Origin of the sequence: Erwinia sp. INIA01 (genome assembly GCF_025947915.1) — a bacterium.
Lineage (GTDB): Bacteria > Pseudomonadota > Gammaproteobacteria > Enterobacterales > Enterobacteriaceae > Erwinia > Erwinia coffeiphila.
Map to the genome: position 1 here is coordinate 26,945 of NZ_JAPDNC010000013.1, position 18,754 is coordinate 45,698.

General features: G+C 53.8%; 16 protein-coding genes. 7 read left to right on the forward strand and 9 right to left on the reverse strand.

Translation table 11 applies throughout. From position 1 onward, the window contains the following. Positions 1 to 111: 111 nt before the first annotated feature. Positions 112 to 381 (forward strand): barstar family protein, encoded by a 270-nt coding sequence (locus OMR58_RS20835; RefSeq protein WP_200561814.1) that lies wholly within the window; start codon positions 112 to 114, stop codon positions 379 to 381. Between the two features lie 80 nt (positions 382 to 461). Here OMR58_RS20835 and yhcN (OMR58_RS20840) read toward each other — a convergent pair whose 3' ends face one another. From yhcN (OMR58_RS20840) to argR, 4 genes are all read right to left on the reverse strand, one after another. After that, the gene (yhcN, locus tag OMR58_RS20840; protein ID WP_264546836.1) at positions 462 to 725 is read right to left on the reverse strand and encodes a peroxide/acid stress response protein YhcN; all 264 of its coding nucleotides are present in this window, start codon (positions 723 to 725) and stop codon (positions 462 to 464) included. A gap of 97 nt (positions 726 to 822) precedes the next feature. After that, positions 823 to 1,092 carry a peroxide/acid stress response protein YhcN gene (gene yhcN / locus OMR58_RS20845; protein WP_105592900.1) on the reverse strand — a complete coding sequence of 90 codons (270 nt, stop codon included), beginning with the start codon at positions 1,090 to 1,092 and terminating at the stop codon, positions 823 to 825. 112 nt (positions 1,093 to 1,204) lie between these two features. Continuing rightward, positions 1,205 to 1,468: a peroxide/acid stress response protein YhcN gene (gene yhcN, locus OMR58_RS20850; RefSeq protein ID WP_264546837.1), complete on the reverse strand. Its 264-nt coding sequence runs from the start codon at positions 1,466 to 1,468 to the stop codon at positions 1,205 to 1,207. A 452-nt stretch (positions 1,469 to 1,920) separates the two neighbouring features. Next, positions 1,921 to 2,391 carry a transcriptional regulator ArgR gene (argR, locus tag OMR58_RS20855; RefSeq protein WP_105592902.1) on the reverse strand — a complete coding sequence of 157 codons (471 nt, stop codon included), beginning with the start codon at positions 2,389 to 2,391 and terminating at the stop codon, positions 1,921 to 1,923. A gap of 450 nt (positions 2,392 to 2,841) precedes the next feature. Here argR and mdh point away from each other — a divergent pair, with 450 nt between their 5' ends. Then, the gene (gene mdh, locus OMR58_RS20860) at positions 2,842 to 3,777 is read left to right on the forward strand and encodes a malate dehydrogenase (protein WP_105592903.1); all 936 of its coding nucleotides are present in this window, start codon (positions 2,842 to 2,844) and stop codon (positions 3,775 to 3,777) included. A 48-nt stretch (positions 3,778 to 3,825) separates the two neighbouring features. On the opposite strand, the gene degS is transcribed toward mdh, so the two are convergent. The 3 genes from degS to zapG form a co-directional block, all read right to left on the reverse strand. Continuing rightward, a complete protein-coding gene (gene degS / locus OMR58_RS20865) occupies positions 3,826 to 4,881 on the reverse strand; it encodes an outer membrane-stress sensor serine endopeptidase DegS (protein ID WP_264546838.1) in 1,056 nt (351 codons plus the stop codon). 81 nt (positions 4,882 to 4,962) lie between these two features. Beyond that, positions 4,963 to 6,336: a serine endoprotease DegQ gene (gene degQ / locus OMR58_RS20870; protein WP_264546839.1), complete on the reverse strand. Its 1,374-nt coding sequence runs from the start codon at positions 6,334 to 6,336 to the stop codon at positions 4,963 to 4,965. A gap of 120 nt (positions 6,337 to 6,456) precedes the next feature. Further along, positions 6,457 to 6,858 (reverse strand): Z-ring associated protein ZapG, encoded by a 402-nt coding sequence (gene zapG / locus OMR58_RS20875; RefSeq protein WP_105592906.1) that lies wholly within the window; start codon positions 6,856 to 6,858, stop codon positions 6,457 to 6,459. Positions 6,859 to 7,035: 177 nt separating this feature from the next. On the opposite strand from zapG, the gene zapE reads away from it, so the two are divergent. The 5 genes from zapE to sspB all read left to right on the forward strand — a co-directional run bounded on the left by zapE (position 7,036) and on the right by sspB (position 10,696). Next, complete coding sequence (gene zapE, locus OMR58_RS20880) at positions 7,036 to 8,163, forward strand: cell division protein ZapE (protein ID WP_264546840.1); 1,128 nt, start codon at positions 7,036 to 7,038, stop codon at positions 8,161 to 8,163. 243 nt (positions 8,164 to 8,406) lie between these two features. Continuing rightward, positions 8,407 to 8,835, forward strand: coding sequence for a 50S ribosomal protein L13 (gene rplM, locus OMR58_RS20885; RefSeq protein ID WP_105592908.1), 429 nt, complete (start codon positions 8,407 to 8,409; stop codon positions 8,833 to 8,835). Positions 8,836 to 8,850: 15 nt separating this feature from the next. Next, the gene (rpsI, locus tag OMR58_RS20890) at positions 8,851 to 9,243 is read left to right on the forward strand and encodes a 30S ribosomal protein S9 (RefSeq protein WP_056231096.1); all 393 of its coding nucleotides are present in this window, start codon (positions 8,851 to 8,853) and stop codon (positions 9,241 to 9,243) included. A 311-nt stretch (positions 9,244 to 9,554) separates the two neighbouring features. Further along, the gene (gene sspA, locus OMR58_RS20895; RefSeq protein WP_105592909.1) at positions 9,555 to 10,196 is read left to right on the forward strand and encodes a stringent starvation protein SspA; all 642 of its coding nucleotides are present in this window, start codon (positions 9,555 to 9,557) and stop codon (positions 10,194 to 10,196) included. A gap of 5 nt (positions 10,197 to 10,201) precedes the next feature. Further along, a complete protein-coding gene (sspB, locus tag OMR58_RS20900) occupies positions 10,202 to 10,696 on the forward strand; it encodes a ClpXP protease specificity-enhancing factor (RefSeq protein WP_200546533.1) in 495 nt (164 codons plus the stop codon). A 96-nt stretch (positions 10,697 to 10,792) separates the two neighbouring features. On the opposite strand, the gene OMR58_RS20905 is transcribed toward sspB, so the two are convergent. Both OMR58_RS20905 and OMR58_RS20910 read right to left on the reverse strand, forming a co-directional pair. Continuing rightward, entirely contained in the window at positions 10,793 to 12,550 is a 1,758-nt protein-coding gene (locus tag OMR58_RS20905; RefSeq protein WP_200561828.1) for a sulfite reductase subunit alpha, read from the reverse strand. Between the two features lie 105 nt (positions 12,551 to 12,655). Continuing rightward, a complete protein-coding gene (locus OMR58_RS20910; protein ID WP_264546841.1) occupies positions 12,656 to 18,181 on the reverse strand; it encodes a glutamate synthase-related protein in 5,526 nt (1,841 codons plus the stop codon). Positions 18,182 to 18,754 lie beyond the last annotated feature (573 nt).

Consider the following 18,754-nt stretch of genomic DNA (forward strand, 5'->3'; position numbering starts at 1 on the left):
AAACGTTTTATCTGTGGAGTAAAAGGTCGATGCCTGGCCTGCATATTGGTGGACTGTAACCCGGCGGGCGGCACACCGTCGTCCGGCAGTTTTTTCAGCGGAGCAGCCTTAATGAGAAAAGAGATTTTTGACTTTAACGAGATTGTCGATCGCGCGCATTTTTACCGCCAGTTCAGCGAGCGCTTCGCTCTGGAGCCACACGGTATTACCGATCTCGACAGTTTATGGGATGTGCTGATCGCGGTGAAGATGCCGCTACCGCTGGAAATTGAGTTTATCAATCTGGGGAGTGGGCAGAAGCGGCGCTATGGAGCGCTGATCCTGCTATTTGATGAAGCTGAAGAGGAGCTGGAGGGCCAGCTCCACTTCAATGTCAGATAGTCTTTATCAAAAAGGGCCCCGGCGAACGGGGCCAAAGAGTTCGTCATAGGCGGCTATTAATGGATAGCCTCGACGAGGAATTACTTGTAAATCTCAGCGGTCACGTGCCAGTTGTCCTGATTGCGGTCTTCTACCACGCGATAGGCGCTGGCACCCTGCATATCTGCTTTCTGTGACAGCTGCTGGTGAATATCCGAGGGTACTCCGGCCACACCGCTTAGCGTAATTGTCCCCGCAGATTGCAAGTTCTCTGCCTGTTGGCTATTGACCAGTTCGGCGGCAGAAGCGCCGAAACCGATCATTGACAAAAGACTCAATGCAGCGATGGTTGTTTTGATTTTCATAGATTATCTCCCATTTGCAATCAACAACCTACGGGCTACGTCATAATGACCAGGTCGTCGATACCACCACCGGATGCCGGGCATCCGGTGCGATGACTTATTTGTACAGTTCAGCAGTCGCGTGGTAGTTGCCATCATTATGCGCTTCGATCACGCGATAAGAGGTTGCACCTTGCTGGTCAGCTTTATCTGACAATTGCTGGCGGATATCACTTGGCGCCGCATCGATGCCGCTAACGCTGATGGTGCCGACAGATTGCAGATTCTGTTGAGCAACCTGATCGTTAGTCACCAGTTGTGCAGCGCTGGCACCGAATGAAAGAACAGAAGCAAGACCTAAGGCAGCGATAGTAAATGTAGTTTTCATGATATTGACTCCAGATAAGGTTTTTCGGTAACCGAAAGGGCTAAAAAGCATTTATTATTCTTGGGGTTACCGTACTAATTTTTTGACACTGAATAACTTTTTTAAACCGGTATTATTTGTAAATCTCGGCGGTGGCATGCCAGTTACCGTTCTGATAACTCTCGATAACGCGGTATGCACTGGCACCTTTCTCCGTCGCTTTGCTATCCAGCGCCTGGCGGATATCCATTGGTGAACCGGCGACGCCGCTGACGCTGACCACACCGATTGACTGGAGATTCTGCGCCTGAGTGGCGTTAACAGATTCGGCGGCAAATGTACCGAATGACAGAGCAGAGAGTACGCTTAGAGCGGCAATGGTAGTTTTTACGTTCATGATTTTATTCCTCGTCAACTGTTTTTATCTTTTTAGTTACTGTGATTCTCATCACGGAAATAAGTATAGATCTGATAACGGAAAATATTAATAGCAGGCTAATAATATTTTTCTGGGATTTATTGCAACTGTGTGCGGTTTTAATAACCACTAGTTATAAGAAGTGCTTATATTTTGCTCTGGCTTTGTTAAATTCACGTAAAAACATCAACCTGGATGACTTTAACTATTTGTGCGGTTATTTGCGGGCGATCACACAGGTGAAATAAATAGTGCTTTGCCAGACAGGCTGTTTTCTCGCGAAAAGCCAGTGATATGTGCTAATAGACGGGGGCGGTGGCTCGACAACTGAGGTAAGAGCTGCCTTGCGACAGCTCATAAATGCCCCGGTAACAGGTGTTAGCACGAGGTTAAGCAATGGGGCATAACAAGACTGCTTATAACTCTTTCCTTTAAAGCTCCTGCTCGAACAGGACCAGGATTGCATCATGCAGTTGCTTGACGGTAAAGGCGCGGGCAGGGGTAATAAAGATGGTATCGTCCCCGGCGATAGTACCAAGGATACCTTCGGCTTTTCCCAGTGAGTCGAGCAGGCGGGCAATCAGCTGAGCGGCTCCCGGACTGGTATGGATCACCACCAGGGCATCATTGAAGTCGACATCCAGCACCAGGTTTTTCAGCGGGCTGGTGGTGGTGGGAACGCCAAGTTCAGCCGGCAGGCAGTACACCATTTCCATTTTCGCATTACGGGTGCGAACCGCGCCAAACTTAGTCAGCATCCGCGAGACTTTTGACTGATTGATATTCTCGAAGCCTTCTTCCTGCAGTGCATTGACGATTTCGCCCTGCGAGCTGAATTTTTCTTCTTTCAGTAAGGCCTTGAACGCCTTAATCAGTTCTTCTTGCTTTGATGGGTTACGCATAGGTTACCGATAAAAAGGAAGTGAATGGGGGAACCCCAAGCGGGATAGTACATTATTATGCAATTAAATGAATTTTTATGCAAACTTGAATTGTGGTGCGAGGTGAAAGCCTGGCAGGGAGCCGAAGTCTAACAAACTTTGGCACTGAAAAGAAATCTAACGGGCCGGTACTACTTTGCACAATAAGTGAACAATTTGTTATAAAATTGATGTTGTTCGGATAAGTGCTATAGGTGTAAGGTACGCCGGATCACGATGTCTGCATGTTGCAACGACTGGCGACCAGCGATAACAGGATGCAATGCGGGCATATCTTCAGCATTTGCTGCTTTTTAGTGCTTAAGCACGCAAAACCGTAAACCCGCTATCGTCATTATCCCGCAGGTCGTCTAAGGTCGTAAGCAGATGGATTTCCCGGCATAACATGCTCAAAATAATAAGGAGTTTAGGATGAAAGTTGCAGTTCTCGGTGCAGCGGGTGGTATCGGTCAGGCTCTGGCCCTCCTACTGAAAACCCAGCTTCCGGCTGGTTCAGAACTCTCTCTCTATGATATCGCCCCCGTCACTCCGGGTGTTGCGGTAGACCTTAGCCATATCCCTACAGCAGTCAAAATTGAAGGCTTCAGTGGTGAAGATGCGACCCCGGCTTTGCAGGGCGCTGATGTGGTTCTGATTTCCGCTGGCGTAGCGCGTAAACCGGGTATGGACCGTTCCGACCTGTTTAACGTCAATGCCGGCATTGTACGCAACCTGATTGAACAGGTTGCTGCGACCGCGCCGAAAGCGCTGATTGGCATCATTACTAACCCGGTTAATACCACAGTCGCCATTGCGGCTGAAGTACTGAAAAAAGCCGGTGTGTATGACAAAAACAAACTGTTCGGCGTGACCACGCTGGATATTATTCGCGCCAACACCTTTGTGGCTGCGCTGAAAGGCAAACAGCCGCAGGATCTGAACGTTCCGGTAGTGGGCGGTCACTCTGGTGTTACCATCCTGCCTCTGTTGTCGCAGATTGAAGGCGTCAGCTTTACCGAGCAGGAGGCGGCGGATCTGACTAAACGCATTCAAAATGCCGGTACTGAGGTTGTTGAAGCGAAGGCGGGTGGCGGGTCGGCGACGCTCTCAATGGGCCAGGCTGCGGCGCGTTTCGGACTGTCGCTGGTTCGCGCCCTGAAAGGGGAAAGCAATGTTGTCGAATGTGCCTATGTTGAAGGCAGCGGCGAATACGCCCGTTTCTTCTCACAGCCGCTGCTGTTGGGCAAAAACGGTATTGTTGAACGCCGTCCGATTGGTAAACTGAGCGCGTTTGAGCAGCAGTCGCTTGATCAGATGCTGGACACGCTGAAAAAAGATATCGCTTTGGGCGAAGATTTTATTAAGTAAGTCCGCATTTCGCCCCGTCTCCAGACGGGGCGATACAGCCACTTTTCCCTACTGACTTTTGTTCTCTTCCGGGTATTCCAGTACCGTGACCGGTAGCGTCATCTTCTTATCGTTACGCAGGATCTCAACCTCTATGACTGTCCCAGGACGGATCTCCGCGACCTGATCCATGGTTTCCATTGCGGAAACGGCGGGAACATTATTCACCCGCGTAATCACATCGTGGATCTGCAAGCCGGCTGTTTGCGCCGGGCCGGTAGGGTTCATACCGGTGATGACAATGCCCTGCGGATGCTCCAGCGTGGTATTCTGGCCGGTAAAGCGCGGGATTTCTTCCCCGGTGATACCGATATATCCGCGGATCACTCGTCCGTCGCGGATCAGCTTATCCATAATTTTGGTGGCCAGCCGTGTCGGGATAGCAAAACCCAGCCCTTCCGGCGTTTCGCCATCGCTGCTCTTATCGAATGAAAGCGTGTTAATCCCCATCAGTTCGCCCAGCGAGTTAATTAGCGCGCCGCCGGAGTTACCGCGGTTAATCGAGGCGTCCGTTTGCAGGAAGTCCTGATGGCGTGATGGGCTCAGCCCCACGCGGCCGGTTGCACCAATAATGCCCTGAGTGACCGTCTGACCGATGTTATAAGGATTACCAATTGCCATCACCAGATCGCCGATATGCGCCACGCGTTTCGGGTTGATCGGGATGACCGGCAGATTCGATGCGGTAATTTTCAGTACGGCAAGATCTGTCAGCGAATCTGACCCCACCAGCATTGCTTCAAAGTAACGGCCATCCTGCAGGCGCACGATAATCTGGTTGGCATCGTTGATGACGTGCTTGTTCGTCAAAATATAGCCGCGAGGGTCCATGATGACGCCGGAACCCAGGACATCAGAAGAGTTGCTGGCGCTGCGGTTATAAACGTAAACCACCGCCGGTGCCGCACGCCGCACGGCATCGTTGTAGCTGACCGGTTCCTGATCGGCGTTGTTGCCAGGCTGGGACAGCAGATCGCCGCCGAACTTAAGGCCCGGAACGGCTACCAGAAGAATACCCGCCACAATCAGGCCGAATATCACGGAACGTAAAAGTTTAAGAAACATGGTTTTAAGCGGTGAATGAATGAACTAAATGCAGGATAACATGAGTTGCGCGGGCACAGTAGCCTGTGCCCGCGAAGGGGACTACTGAAGCAGTAAATAGATGCTGTCGCTACCGCGAATAATATTCAGCGCCAGTAGCGGAGGTTTGCCCTCCAGCAGCTTGCGCAGTTCAGCCAGATTCTGAACCGGGGTGCGATTCAGGCCGACAATGACATCATCTTTCTGCAGGCCCGCGAGCGCCGCAGGAGTGCCTTTCTCAACATTATCCACTTTGATACCTTTGGTGCCATCGGCAGCCGCTCCGTCGCTGAGTGTTGAGCCCTGAAGGGCCGGAGCCAGCTGTTCTGCACTCACGGTGCTCTGGCTGCTGTTATCCAACTTGACGCTGACAGTCGCCGGTTTTCCTTCGTGCAGCAGGCCAACTTTTACCTCCTGTCCCGGTGCGGTGGTGCCGATTTTTACCCGCAGCTCGGCAAAGTTATTAACCGGTTTGCCGTCCACGCTGATGATAATGTCACCGGCTTTGATGCCCGCTTTTGCCGCTGCCGAACCTGCCAGCACTTCGTTGACGAAGGCCCCACGCTGGACGTCAACGTTAAAGGCTTTGGCCATATCGGCGGTCATTTCCGTGCCTTTAATGCCGAGCTGTCCACGTTTTACTTCGCCAAATTTAATCAGCTGCTGGGCCAGATCCATCGCCATATTGCTCGGAATCGCGAAACCGATGCCGATGTTGCCGCCCGCGGAGGAGAGAATTGCGGTATTCAGGCCAATCAGCTCACCGTTCAGGTTAACCAGCGCGCCGCCGGAATTACCGCGGTTAATCGCCGCATCGGTCTGGATAAAGTTTTCCAGACCTTCCAGATTCAGGCCGCTGCGCCCCAGGGCTGAGACAATACCGGAGGTTGCCGTCTGACCCAGGCCAAACGGATTCCCGATGGCGACGGTAAAGTCACCGACTTTTAGCTGGTCCGAGTCGGCAATGCTGACCTGGGTCAGCTTCGTGGCACCGTTCAGTTGAATAAGCGCCACGTCAGTTTGCTCATCGTCACCAATCAGTTTGGCGTCAAATTCACGCCCGTCGCTGAGCTGGACTTTAATTTTGTCTGCGCCGTTCACCACATGGTAGTTGGTCAGCACATAGCCTTTCGCCGCATCGATGATGACACCGGAGGCCAGGCCTTCAAAAGGCTGCTTTGGTCCGTCATCCTGTTCGCCGTCCTGGCCCAGAAAACGTTTCAACTGTTCTGGGATCTGCTGTTCCTGCTTCTGTGTGCCTTCCACGTAGACACTGACCACGGCTGGTAACACTTTTTCCAGCATAGGGGCCAGGCTGGGCAACGGTTGCCCTTCAACTTGCGAAGGGAGAGAAGCCTGGGCCGAAGGAGTCATCATAGCCAGATTAAGGCCGAGACTGAGTGCTAATGCGCTTAACAGAAATGACGTTTTTTTCATCGTTACGACGCTCACGCTACCGGAGAAGTGATATGAATACCCTGCACATGCAGGCTCTGAGATGTGACTGACAGCGATACTTGCAACGAAACGGGGTGCCAGGCACCCCATAAGAATGGCTTATTTTCCTGCGGGGCGTTCACCACGCAGCAGGCCGGAAGCGCTGTCCGGGTAGTCCCGCGGCATCTGTACCGGGGCCTGGTCGTTATCGGCTTCTGACTCAGTTAGCTGATAAGCAAAGGGATTTTTCTCTCCCGGCAGGTTCGGTAACAGGTCATTAGACCCTTTTGCCATATGTTGGTACAGCTGGCGATAATCGCGGGCCATATTGTCCAGCAGCTCAGCGCTGTGGGCAAAATGGTTGGTCAGCTCTTCACGGTATTCCGCCAGCTCAGCTTTGCTTTTTTCCAGTTCATACTGCAACGAGCGCTGCTCACGCAGTTTCTTGTTGCCAAAACGCATTGCAACCGCGCCGATAATAATCCCAACAACTAACCCAATGAGCGCGTATTCCCAGGTCATAATAACTCCCGTTTTGTCTTCGTTGTTCCGTAGGGTCTTTCCATTCACTACTAGCCACTATAACCGCTAATGTTATGGAAGTGGAATCCTGTGGCCGCTTCGCTTAGTGTAGAACGACTTTTTTTTCGACGATCAACCCCCCGGCACGGCCATTTTTTCAGGGAATGTGACTAAATTATGCAAAAGATGTCCCCTCTGGCGCTCTATGAGCAGGCGCTGGAAAACGGCGAGTATCAGCCTGATGAAGTACAGCGCGCAGCAATCACCCAGCTTGACGGCATATGGCAGGCGTTAAGCGGTTCTCGTCCCGCTCCCGCCGCGAGCAGCGGTGGGTTGTTTGGTAAATTAAATAAGCTGTTAGGCAAAGGGAAAACCGACCCTCAGCCCCCGGCGCGTGGCCTGTATATGTGGGGTGGCGTTGGGCGTGGAAAGACCTGGCTGATGGACATGTTTTTTCAGGCAATTCCTGGTGAGCGCAAACAGCGTCTGCATTTTCATCGTTTTATGCTGCGCGTGCATGAAGAGCTGACCGAGCTGCAGGGGAAAAGCGACCCGCTGCAAACCGTCGCCGACCGCTTCAAGGCAGAGACGGATCTACTGTGTTTTGATGAATTTTTTGTCTCCGATATCACTGATGCAATGTTACTGGGCACGCTGATGGAAGCGCTGTTCAGCCGTGGCATTACCCTGGTTGCAACGTCTAACATTCCCCCGGACGATCTCTATCGTAACGGTTTGCAACGCGCACGTTTTTTGCCAGCAATCGAAATGATTAAGCAGCATTGCGACATTATGAACGTTGATGCCGGGATTGATTATCGCCTGCGCACGCTGACTTCTGCCCATTTATGGATGACGCCGCTGGACGCCTCCACTTCAAAAGAGATGGAACGGATGTTTGTCGCGCTGGCCGGTAAACCCCGTGAAGCGCATGCACCGTTGGAAATCAACCATCGGCAGCTCCCTACGCTCGGCATGGCGGAAGGCGTACTCGCAATGAGTTTCCTCACCCTGTGTGGTGAAGGGCGAAGCCAGCACGACTATATTGAGCTATCTCGCCGTTTTCACAGCGTATTGCTGTATGATGTGCCGGTGATGATTTACAAAACCGAAGATCAGGCCCGGCGTTTTCTGGCGCTGGTGGATGAGTTTTACGAGCGTCACGTGAAGCTGGTGGTTTCGGCGGAAACATCACTGTATGAAATTTATCAGGGCACGCGGCTGAAGTTTGAGTATCAGCGCTGTGTTTCCCGCTTGCAGGAAATGCAGAGTGAAGAATACCTGCGCCTGCAGCATCTGCCCTGAGTAAAAAAGGGCGTGGCGGAACGGCAATTTTATCGTAGAAAGTGTTCGATTTTTATGGGCGACTTCTCTATAATCTTGCGACCCCACGTTACAACAAAGGTTTTTTTCCCAAAACTCTTTGTGTTCCAGTAACTCTATCCGAAGGGGTGGGCTTACTGGTCAAGATGGTCGTGTGAGCTCCAACCGTTTATTCAAGCGTTTGGGATTTCACCAACGTGTAACTTAATTTGGGTAAGCTTTTAGATGAAAACTTTTACAGCTAAACCAGAAACCGTCCAACGTGACTGGTATGTTGTTGACGCAACAGGCAAAACTTTAGGTCGTTTAGCGACTGAACTTGCTCGTCGTCTGCGCGGTAAGCACAAAGCGGAATACACTCCGCACGTAGATACTGGTGATTACATTATCGTTCTGAACGCTGAGAAAGTTGCCGTAACTGGTAACAAGCGTACCGATAAAGTGTATTACCATCACACCGGCCACATCGGTGGTATCAAGCAAGCGACCTTCGAAGAGATGATTGCTCGCCGTCCTGAGCGTGTGATTGAAATCGCGGTTAAAGGCATGCTGCCAAAGGGCCCGCTGGGTCGTGCTATGTACCGTAAACTGAAAGTTTACGCGGGCAACGAGCACAACCATGCGGCACAGCAACCGCAAGTTCTTGACATTTAATCGGGATTACAGGCAATGGCTGAGAATCAAAACTACGGCACTGGTCGCCGCAAAAGCTCTACCGCTCGCGTATTTATCAAGCCGGGCAGTGGTAACATCGTAATCAACCAGCGTTCTCTGGAACAGTACTTCGGTCGTGAAACTGCCCGCATGGTAGTTCGTCAGCCGCTGGAACTGCTGGACATGGTTGGTAAATTCGATCTGTACATCACCGTTAAAGGTGGTGGTATCTCTGGTCAGGCTGGTGCGATCCGTCACGGTATCACCCGCGCTCTGATGGAGTTCGATGAGTCTCTGCGTGGCGAACTGCGTAAAGCAGGCTTCGTTACTCGTGATGCTCGTCAGGTTGAACGTAAGAAAGTCGGCCTGCGTAAAGCACGTCGTCGTCCACAGTTCTCCAAACGTTAATTTATTCTGCTTCGGCAGAGTCAGTTATCGAAAACCCGGTGCTCAGCGCCGGGTTTTTTATTTTCTGCTGGTGCAAAAAGCGCGAAAGTTATCTTGCTTTATCACTTTTCCCTCGTAAATCGGCATTCGTCTCCGCACAAGCTGACTAAAATCTGGTAGACTATGTGTCACTTTGTGCCCATTGGCCAGTCAACAATGACGTGCAGCTCCCGCTTACGGCTGGAGTGGCCAATCATCGGGCTAATGGCAATAACGAGTCGCCGCGTGGATGGCTATTCGCAGTAATTTTCTGGATAAACTTGGAGGTTTACATGGCTGTCGCTGCCAACAAACGTTCGGTAATGACGCTGTTTTCTGGTCCGACTGACATTTTTAGCCATCAGGTTCGTATCGTACTGGCTGAGAAAGGTGTAAGCGTCGAGATCGAGCAGGTTGAAACGGATAATCTGCCCCAGGATCTGATCGACCTCAACCCGTACCGTACCGTGCCGACACTCGTTGATCGTGAGCTGACGCTGTATGAATCTCGTATCATCATGGAGTATCTGGATGAGCGTTTCCCGCATCCTCCATTGATGCCGGTGTATCCGGTCGCACGTGGTGAAAGTCGTCTGATGATGCACCGCGTTGAGCAAGACTGGTACAGCCTGATGCGTAAAGTTGAGAACGGCACGGCGCAGGAAGCCGAAGCGGCTCGCAAACAGCTGCGTGAAGAGCTGCTGGCGATTGCCCCACTGTTCTCTCGCACGCCGTTCTTTATGAGCGAAGAATTCAGCCTGGTTGACTGCTATCTGGCTCCGCTGCTGTGGCGTCTGCCGCAGCTGGGTATTGATCTGAACGGTGCCGGTTCGAAAGAGCTGAAGGGCTATATGACTCGCGTCTTTGAGCGTGATTCATTCCTTGCTTCCCTGACCGAAGCCGAGCGTGAAATGCGCCTGCAAACGCGGGGCTGATTACGATGGAAATGTCGCAACTTACCGCACGTCGTCCTTATCTGTTGCGCGCTTTCTATGAGTGGTTGCTTGAGAACCAGCTCACCCCGCATCTGGTCGTCGATATCAATTTGCCGGGTGTGATGGTCCCTCTGGAATATGCGCGGGATGGTCAGATCGTACTGAATATCGCGCCGCGTGCCGTGGGGAATCTGGAGCTGGGCAATGATGAAGTTCGTTTCAATGCTCGCTTTGGTGGCGTTCCGCGTCAGGTGAACGTGCCGCTGGCAGCGGTGCTGGCGATCTACGCCAGGGAAAACGGCGCCGGTACAATGTTCGAACCGGAGCCAGCCTACGACGGTGCCGGGGAGTTTGATGCTTCAACCGAACAGGATGAAGCACCGGAAACCCTGATGTCGGTGATCGATGGCGATCGTCCGGATGATGAAAATGACGATCACACGCCAGACGATGAGCCGCCGCCGCGCGGTGGCCGCCCGGCATTACGCGTTGTGAAGTAAGCCATTAATAAGCAGCATAGAAAAACGGGCCAATTGGCCCGTTTTTTTTAACTGCATATCGTCAATGGATGCGGGCTGGCCGCATCCAAAGGATGATTAATATACGTCGCGCAGGTAGCGTTTCTCTTTCTTCAACTGATCGATGTAGTCAGCTGCGCGTTCGGCAGACATACCGCCAAACTGAGAAACGATTTCATACAGTGCTTTATCCACGTCTTTCGCCATGCGTGATGCATCGCCGCACACGTAGAAGTAAGCCCCTTCCTGCAGCCACGCAAACAGTTCAGCGCCCTGTTCCAGCATACGGTTCTGCACGTAAATCTTTTTCGACTGATCGCGTGAGAAGGCCAGATCCAGATGAGTCAGCAGACCGCTTTCCTGCCAGCCGTTAAGCTCATCCTGGTAAATAAAGTCGTGTTCCTGGTGCTGATCGCCGAAGAACAGCCAGTTTTTACCGCTGGCGCCGGTTGCCTGACGCTCCTGAAGGAAGGCGCGGAACGGTGCAATACCGGTGCCCGGGCCGATCATGATCAGCGGTGCGTTACCGTTTGACGGTACGCGGAAAGCTTTGTTAGGCGAAATAAAGATTGCCGGCTTGCCGCCGCGACCAACGCGTTCTGCCAGATAGGTTGAGCAAACGCCGTTACGCGCACGTCCCGCGCTGTGATAGCGCACGGAAGCAATAGTCAGGTGTACCTGATTTGGGTGCGCCTTCGAGCTGGACGAGATGGAGTAAGCGCGGTGCTGCAACGGACGCAGCAGCGTAACAAACTCAGCGGTAGTCAACGTGCGGGTCAGATCCAGCTGCAGCAGATCCAGGGTGTCTTTACCCCACAACCAGACGCCAAGCGCATCTTTATCGTCGTGCTGAAGCACGTGACGCAGCTCCTGGTTAGTGGTGTTCTGGCCTACCCATTCGATCAGCTTGCGTGAAGGCTCGGAGATTTCGAACTGATAGGTCAGCAGATCGCCCAGGCTGCGGTCAAAGCCAGGAACCGGGCTCTGATAATCGGATTTGAGCTGCGTCAGCAGCAGATCGACCAGGACCGGATCGTTGACCGGGATCACCCCGAGCGCATCGCCAGCTTCATATTTCAGACCGCTGTCGGTCAGATCGAATTCAAAGTGGCGAATGTCTTTACCGGACGCTTCGCCGGACAGGCGCTTGTTGGTCACCAGGGCGGCGGCATACGGGTTGTTTTTGTTGCTGCCTGGGATCACCGGCGCTTCCGGCAGGTTCTCCAGCGCTGCGCCGGTGCTGCCCGCACTGGCGGCGAACTGCGGCATTGAGTTAGCAATCCACTCACCGGCAGGTTCTTCGTAATCAATGTCACAGTCAATGCGGTCGAATACGCGCTTCGCACCCAACTGCTCAAGACGCATATCGAAGAATTTACCCGCCTGGCAGAAACCGTCGTAGCCGGTGTCACCGATGGCGAGGATAGCAAAGTGCATCTGCTCCAGACGCGGTGCGGTGCTGGCGGAAAGCGCCTGCCAGAACAGCTCGGCGTTATCCGGCATTTCACCTTCACCGTAGGTAGAGGTGATAATCAGCACGTGGCGCATGGTGGCGAATACATCGATATCGACTTCACCCAGCCCCTGAACTACCGGTACCAGACCTTTGGCACGTGCGGCTTTCGCGGCGCTCTGCGCTAACGCCTCAGCGTTACCGGTCTGTGAACCAAACAGGATATGCAGCTGGGTGGTGGTTGCCGCGCCCGCGCTTGCTCCCGCCTGCGGTTTGTCTTCCAGCACCAGCAGACGTGAATGTAACCCGGCGAGGAAGCCTGCCAGCCAGAATTTCTGCTCACCATTAAATGGTGCATCTTCAGGAATATAAGGAATTTTCATGGGTTTTCTATACTCAATCCCGTTTCGTCATGTTCAGTAACCTGCATTCCGGCGCGGCATCCCGTGGGATATCGCGCCGGTTAACGCGGTTGATTCAGGCTGTTATCAGGCCAGTTTGCCTACCGCAGCGGCTAACTCCGGCAGCGCGGCGCGGGCAAACAGTTCCTCAAAGTCAGGCAATCCACCCAGCACCTGACGGTTGCTGGCATCCTGATAGATGATCCAGCCGTAGGTCGCCAGACTATCCATTGAGCGGATGTTACGCTGAGTCAGCGCTGCCTTGTAGTCCGCCATACGTTTGGCAGCGATCAGGCAGGACAGCTCTTCGTCGTTGTAGTTCTCAATTGCTGCGCGAGCGTGACGCTGCAGCTTAGAGATCAGGGAAAAGTCTTCTGTCATCAGCAGGTTACGTACCGCTTTTTCAACGGCGGCATCATCTACCGCAGTGCCTTTCGGCAGGCGGGAGAGTGCTAACTGCTGGGCAGAACTCAGTACGGTGTAGTTATTCAACAACACCAGCATTTCCGGCGTATCGGTGGCACCGTAGGCCGGTACTGCACCGTTAGCGATCGGCTTACCTTCACGCCATGCAGCTTTGAATTTCGCTACCTGATGGCCGGCCAGAGCGGTAGACAGCTCTTCCAGCAGATCCTTACGGGTTTTCGCTTTCAGGATCTCAGCGCTGTCCTGATACAGCAGCAGGGAGCGCGGCATCACGTAGACAAAGTTCTGGCACTCGGTTTCCCAGTGGTCCAGCAGCCAGGCGGCGCGAGGTGAGTTCGTTGCCTCCAGATGCCAGGTCAGCATGGTGAACACCGCCTGTTTGTGTACGCGGGCCATTTCATTGTCTTCGGCGATAGAGCCGAACAGCACGGAATCACCGGCAGCATGGCTGGCGAGCGATCCGTACGGATCGTACTGGTAGGCAAAGCCGCCGCTCATCCCGTTACCGAAACCTTTACCGAACGTACCGAGGTTCAGAACGGCACCGTTGGTCATATATTCGCAGCAGAAATCACCGACGCCTTCCACAACGGCGGTCGCACCGGAGTTACGTACCGCGAAGCGGTCACCGGCCTGGCCCTGAACGAACAGACGGCCACCGGTGGCACCGAACAGCGCGAAGTTACCGATCAGCACGTTGCCTTCAGCATCTTCAGAGCCGCCGCCAGGTGAAACAACGATAATCTCGCCGCCGCACTGGCCTTTACCCACACCGTCGTTACAGGTGCCGGAATGCGTCATCTGCATCCCGTCGTTACAGAATACGCCATAAGACTGACCGGCAGATCCAGAGGTGAAGATGTTCACCGTGCCCGGCGCCAGGTAGCGGCGGCCGCGATCGTCGAGCAGCGCAGCCGGGATATCTGCCAGCTGTTCAGCGTTCAGCGTGTGGTTCAGCATACGCTCGATATCGATGGCCAGCTGGCCGCCGACGCTCTTGTTACGGTTGTTCAGCGTGATGCCGTTGCCCAGACGGATATCAGTGCTTCCCTGAACCACCAGTGCATCGTTCAGCAGTTCCACCCAGTCGTTATCGAGGGCGAAGTCTTTTTCCAGATAAACCGGCTTGGCGATCTTCACTTCCGGTACCACGGTGAGCATGGCACGCAAATCGAGTTTGCCGACTTCAAGCGGGTGATCCATCAGGTGCAGCAGGTCAGAGCGCCCGCGCGCTTCGCGCAGAGAGCGTAATCCCAGGCGAGACAGCATCTCACGTACTTCATGCGCAACGTTGATGAAATACTGTGCCAGCTGGCGCGGATCGCCATCAAAGGCTTCGGCATTGGTGGTCAGACCGGCCGGGCACTTCACGTTACAGTTTTTCGCCATCACACACTTCAGCATCATCAGCGCAGTAGTACCAAATTCGAAGCTGTCGCCGCCGAGTAGGGCCGATTTCACCACGTCGCTGCCGGTCTGCTGTGCGCCGGAGCAGCGCAGCAGTACTTTTTCACGCAGGCCGTTGGCGCAGAGCGCCTGGTGCACTTCGGCAATACCGATTTCGGCAACGCGACCGGTGTATTTCAGACTGGTCACCGATGCTGCACCGGTTCCGCCCGTGTTACCCGCCACGTTGATCACATCGGCACCGGCTTTCGCCACGCCGACGGCGATAGTGCCGATCCCTTCAGAAGATACCAGCTTAACGATGACGCGAACGCGTGCGGCCTTACAGTCGTGGATCAGCTGTGCCAGATCCTCGATGGAGTAGGTATCGTGGTGCGGAGGAGGGGATACCAGCTCCACGCCCGGCGTACCGCCACGAGCAGCGGCGATCTCAACCGTCACTTTCGGCGCAGGCAGCTGACCGCCTTCACCCGGTTTTGCACCCTGACCGATTTTGATTTCCAGCTCTTCCAGCATCGGATCGGCCAGATAAGCCGCCCAGACGCCAAAACGACCGGATGCCAGCTGTTTAATGCGAGAGGCACGGATGGTGCCGTGGCGCGAATAGTGCTCGCCGCCTTCACCGCAGTTGCTCATGCCGCCAACCATGTTGGTGCCGTGGGCCACCGCTTCGTGAGCCGGAGCAACCAGCGCACCGTGGCTCATCGCACCGGAGGCGAACGTGCGGGTGATCTCGCAGGCCGGCTGTACTTCGCTCAGCGGCAGGGAAGGCTGAGTGGCGAAAATACGTGACAGATAGTCAGCCGCTTTGCCCTGTGCGGTGATCTGCAGGCCGTCAGCGGTAATTTCAGTGTGCTCAATTTCATCCAGGAAGCGGTTTTTCAGCGCAGTTGCCAGCACCAGCAGACGCTCATGTTCCGGCTTCAGGCCTTCAATCGCATCGGTCAGTCGCAGGGTAAACTGGCCTGCGCTTCCGGCTTCACAGGTCAGCCCGCGCACGGCGAAGCTGTTGTTGACCAGCGAATAACGTCCCAGCTTACGGCTGAATTCAGCCAGGCTGTCAACGTGGGTCAGATCGCACGGGAAGGCGAGGATATCGCGCAGCGCGGCCGGGCGACGTTTGCGCTCTTCGTGCATCAGGCTGGAGAACTGACGGTAATCCGGCGTGATAGTAAAGGCGTTAATGACGTCATCAGGGATGCGCTCAAAGCTGCTGTCAGCAAAGGACTTCGCTTTGATATTGAAAGCGTTGTCCAGTTTGGCCAGCGTCAGCAGGCGAATAAACTGATCTTCTTCACGCTGCTTATCTGCGAAGCGGATAGGCTGCTCGGTCATGTCGATAAAGGTACGTACGGCGATGGTTCCGTAAGAGTGACCGGCACCTTCTGCACGTTCTTTAAACAGGCCCAGCAGCGGAACTTCAGCTTCTCCCTGAATTTTCAGGGCGCTCTGATGCCAGTCCACCGCCATTTGCGCGATAGAGGCAAAGCCTGCGCCACCCACCGGGGTTTTAATGTTCGGGAAATATTTCTTCAGCACGCGATCTTCCGTATCGAGGAAGTTTGGCTCGAAGAATTCACCGCAGCTGTAGCTTTCGACGGTACACAGGCCCACTTTGCCCATGGTTTTCATCAGCGCTTTTTCTGCGGCCTTGGCATAGCGCTTAAAGGCTTTATTGCCTTCTTCGCCTTCACCATATTTCTCTTCGGCACGCATCTGCACGCCCAGCGGATAGATTGCTGAGGCACCAAAGCCCAGCGCAGCGGCAATGTGGTGCGAAGAAATACTCTGACCGCTTTCAACCACCAGCGAAACATCAAGACGCAGACCTTCCTGAACGAGGCGCTGGTTGATGGCGGACACCACCAGCAGCATCGGTATCGCGGCTTGAGTCGAGGAGATGTGGCGGTCGGTCAGTACTGCGATTCCGCCCTGTTCACGGGCAAAATCAACCACCTGCTGAGCAAGATCGTCAATCGCCTGCTCCAGCGCATCGGCATTTTTCTGGCGGCTTTCTGCATCGCTACCCAGCACCGGTGCATAGAGCATCTCAAAACGGGCATACGGTGCCACATCCTGCTCGCGCAGCTGTAGCATATCCAGGTGGGTCAGGATCGGCGTTGGCACGATGATCTGGCGACCTTTACTGCGGCCCAGATGCGGCTTAGCGCCCAGCGCCACGCGCAGCGTCATGCCGTCAACTTCACGAATGGAGTCTAACGGTGGGTTCGTCACCTGCGCGAAGCGCTGGGAGAAGTAGTGCGCCATACCGCCTTCATGATCGGATAAGGCGTTGATCGCGTTGCCATAACCCATGGCTGAAATTTTTTCTGCCCCGGTGCTCAGCATCGGGTCCATCATGAATTTGAAGCTTTCCTGGTTGTAATAGTAAGCCACAAATCGCTGATAGGTTTTCAGGTCGCCGCTGTAACGCAGCGGGGAGCCCTGTTTTTCTGCCGGGATCACCGGCAGTTCTTGCAGAGTAATACGAGCCTGGGCAACCAGCGCCGGGTAGTCTTTCTCCGCAGCGAGTTTTTCCAGCGCTTCTACGGTGGTGTAGCTGCGTTTTTCGCTGTGATCGTAGTACAGCATTCCGCCCGCTTCGATACGGCCGCGGCGCAGCACGCTTTCCGGTGGGAAGGCGATCTGGCCAGCTTCGGACATTGCACCGATGTATTCCGCGGTTTCCACTGAGCGCAGCGGACGCAGGCCCAGACGGTCAAGGCGGGCACCGATGATTTCACCGTTACCAAAGATCAGTGCTGCCGGGCCGTCATTCTTCTCTTCATAAAGGGAGAAGTATTCGAGCATGGCGCGAACGTTATCGGAAAGAGAATCATCGTTTTCCCAGGCCGGTGGCATCATGGAAACTACGGCGTTAATCAGGTCGAGGTTATCTTCCATCAGGCGGCTGTGGATGCTCTGGTCCAGACGCGAGCTGTCCGACTGCCCTTTAGGACGCACGATTTTCTTGCCGCGAGCCGAAGCCAGCGCGGATTCCGCAATGCGGTTTTTACGGTCGGTATTCAGCTCACCGTTGTGCGCCATCAAACGGAACGGCTGCGCCATCGTCGTATGCGGATCGGTGTTGGTTGAAAAACGGGTATGGAAGAACAGACCGCGAACGCGATGATCGGGATCGGTCAGATCTTTGAAGTAAGGGATCACTTCATTGGAATTCAGGCGCGCTTTAAATACCTGGGTGCGCGAGGAGAGTGACAGCGGGTAGAGGCCGCCAAACTCACTTTCAGTAAAGGCGCGGGCTTCGATATCCAGCAGGGCACGATAGATGCGTTTTTCGAAATCGTTTTGATTATCGATATCCTGAGGAATAGTGAAGATCCACTGTGCGATAGGCAGCTGTGAGACAATGGCTGCCGGACGCAGTACGTCAGTGTCCAGCGGCATATCACGTTTTAAAATCACCGACAGGCCGTAAGCCGCAAGGGTTTCCTCAACCAGACGCTCGGCATTTGCGCGCAGCGCACTGTCTTTCGGTACAAAGAAATTGCCTACGCCAAAACGACCCGATTCAAGCTGTTGACCGGTAATTTTGCGGAAGAAATGCAGAGAGATGTCGACGTTGACGCCCGCGCCGTCGCCCACGCCTTCAGCGGACATACCGCCGCGATGAGGAACGGTACACAGGGCACTGTGTGCCATCTGGAGGACCTCATGAGTTTGCTCGCCGTCCTTACGTGTAATGAAACCCACGCCACAGCTATCACTCTCTTTTGTTGGATCATACAAGCCATAGGGATAAGGTTTTGAGTCAGACATCGAGGGCCTCCTTAACTTCTTTTGTACATTACCTATATTGTTCAGGCACAGAACGCAGCTGAGCGGTCACCTCAGGGTCTGTATCAATTTTCTTTGCCGCTAAAACGCGGACACCATGACTCCGAGCATTCCATCCTGAGACATAAGCGCATCGTCCGTGAATGAAAAACTCTCTAGATTCCTGGTCTCATTAAATGGAGATATCCGGTATCACGAGGGAGTCGTCTAACTGCATATGTATGCCGAGACACTGGCCCGTAAGCAAAGCTTCCAGCGGATTCCCAACTTATCGGGAAAGCGTACAGAGGTCAAATACCGATCTTTCTTATGCCTTTTTATGAGTTTTCATTGTTAAGGTGATGATAAATAATGAAATATTGTCATATTTTACCCCTATGGATGGGGGGGCGTCGTGTAAAGAAGTGTGAGCTGTCTCACTATAGTGCAGCGAGCAAATCGCTGCACCATGCTGGAATCATGTCTGGTTGCAGCATAATATGCTGAATGAGGGGTAATACCCACATCAACGCACTGTTTTTAATCAGTGGGGATATTTGAATTAAACAGGGGGGG

Excerpts from the sequence above, each read along its gene's own strand:
- mdh (WP_105592903.1), top strand. The coding sequence starts at position 2,842 with ATGAAAGTTGCAGTTCTCGGTGCAGCGGGTGGTATCGGTCAGGCTCTG.
- yhcN (WP_105592900.1), bottom strand. The coding sequence starts at position 1,092 with ATGAAAACTACATTTACTATCGCTGCCTTAGGTCTTGCTTCTGTTCTT.
- sspB (WP_200546533.1), top strand. The coding sequence starts at position 10,202 with ATGGAAATGTCGCAACTTACCGCACGTCGTCCTTATCTGTTGCGCGCT.
- degS (WP_264546838.1), bottom strand. The coding sequence starts at position 4,881 with ATGTTTCTTAAACTTTTACGTTCCGTGATATTCGGCCTGATTGTGGCG.
- sspA (WP_105592909.1), top strand. The coding sequence starts at position 9,555 with ATGGCTGTCGCTGCCAACAAACGTTCGGTAATGACGCTGTTTTCTGGT.
- degQ (WP_264546839.1), bottom strand. The coding sequence starts at position 6,336 with ATGAAAAAAACGTCATTTCTGTTAAGCGCATTAGCACTCAGTCTCGGC.
- zapE (WP_264546840.1), top strand. The coding sequence starts at position 7,036 with ATGCAAAAGATGTCCCCTCTGGCGCTCTATGAGCAGGCGCTGGAAAAC.
- OMR58_RS20905 (WP_200561828.1), bottom strand. The coding sequence starts at position 12,550 with ATGAAAATTCCTTATATTCCTGAAGATGCACCATTTAATGGTGAGCAG.
- rplM (WP_105592908.1), top strand. The coding sequence starts at position 8,407 with ATGAAAACTTTTACAGCTAAACCAGAAACCGTCCAACGTGACTGGTAT.
- OMR58_RS20835 (WP_200561814.1), top strand. The coding sequence starts at position 112 with ATGAGAAAAGAGATTTTTGACTTTAACGAGATTGTCGATCGCGCGCAT.
- OMR58_RS20910 (WP_264546841.1), bottom strand. The coding sequence starts at position 18,181 with ATGTCTGACTCAAAACCTTATCCCTATGGCTTGTATGATCCAACAAAA.
- argR (WP_105592902.1), bottom strand. The coding sequence starts at position 2,391 with ATGCGTAACCCATCAAAGCAAGAAGAACTGATTAAGGCGTTCAAGGCC.
- rpsI (WP_056231096.1), top strand. The coding sequence starts at position 8,851 with ATGGCTGAGAATCAAAACTACGGCACTGGTCGCCGCAAAAGCTCTACC.
- yhcN (WP_264546836.1), bottom strand. The coding sequence starts at position 725 with ATGAAAATCAAAACAACCATCGCTGCATTGAGTCTTTTGTCAATGATC.
- yhcN (WP_264546837.1), bottom strand. The coding sequence starts at position 1,468 with ATGAACGTAAAAACTACCATTGCCGCTCTAAGCGTACTCTCTGCTCTG.
- zapG (WP_105592906.1), bottom strand. The coding sequence starts at position 6,858 with ATGACCTGGGAATACGCGCTCATTGGGTTAGTTGTTGGGATTATTATC.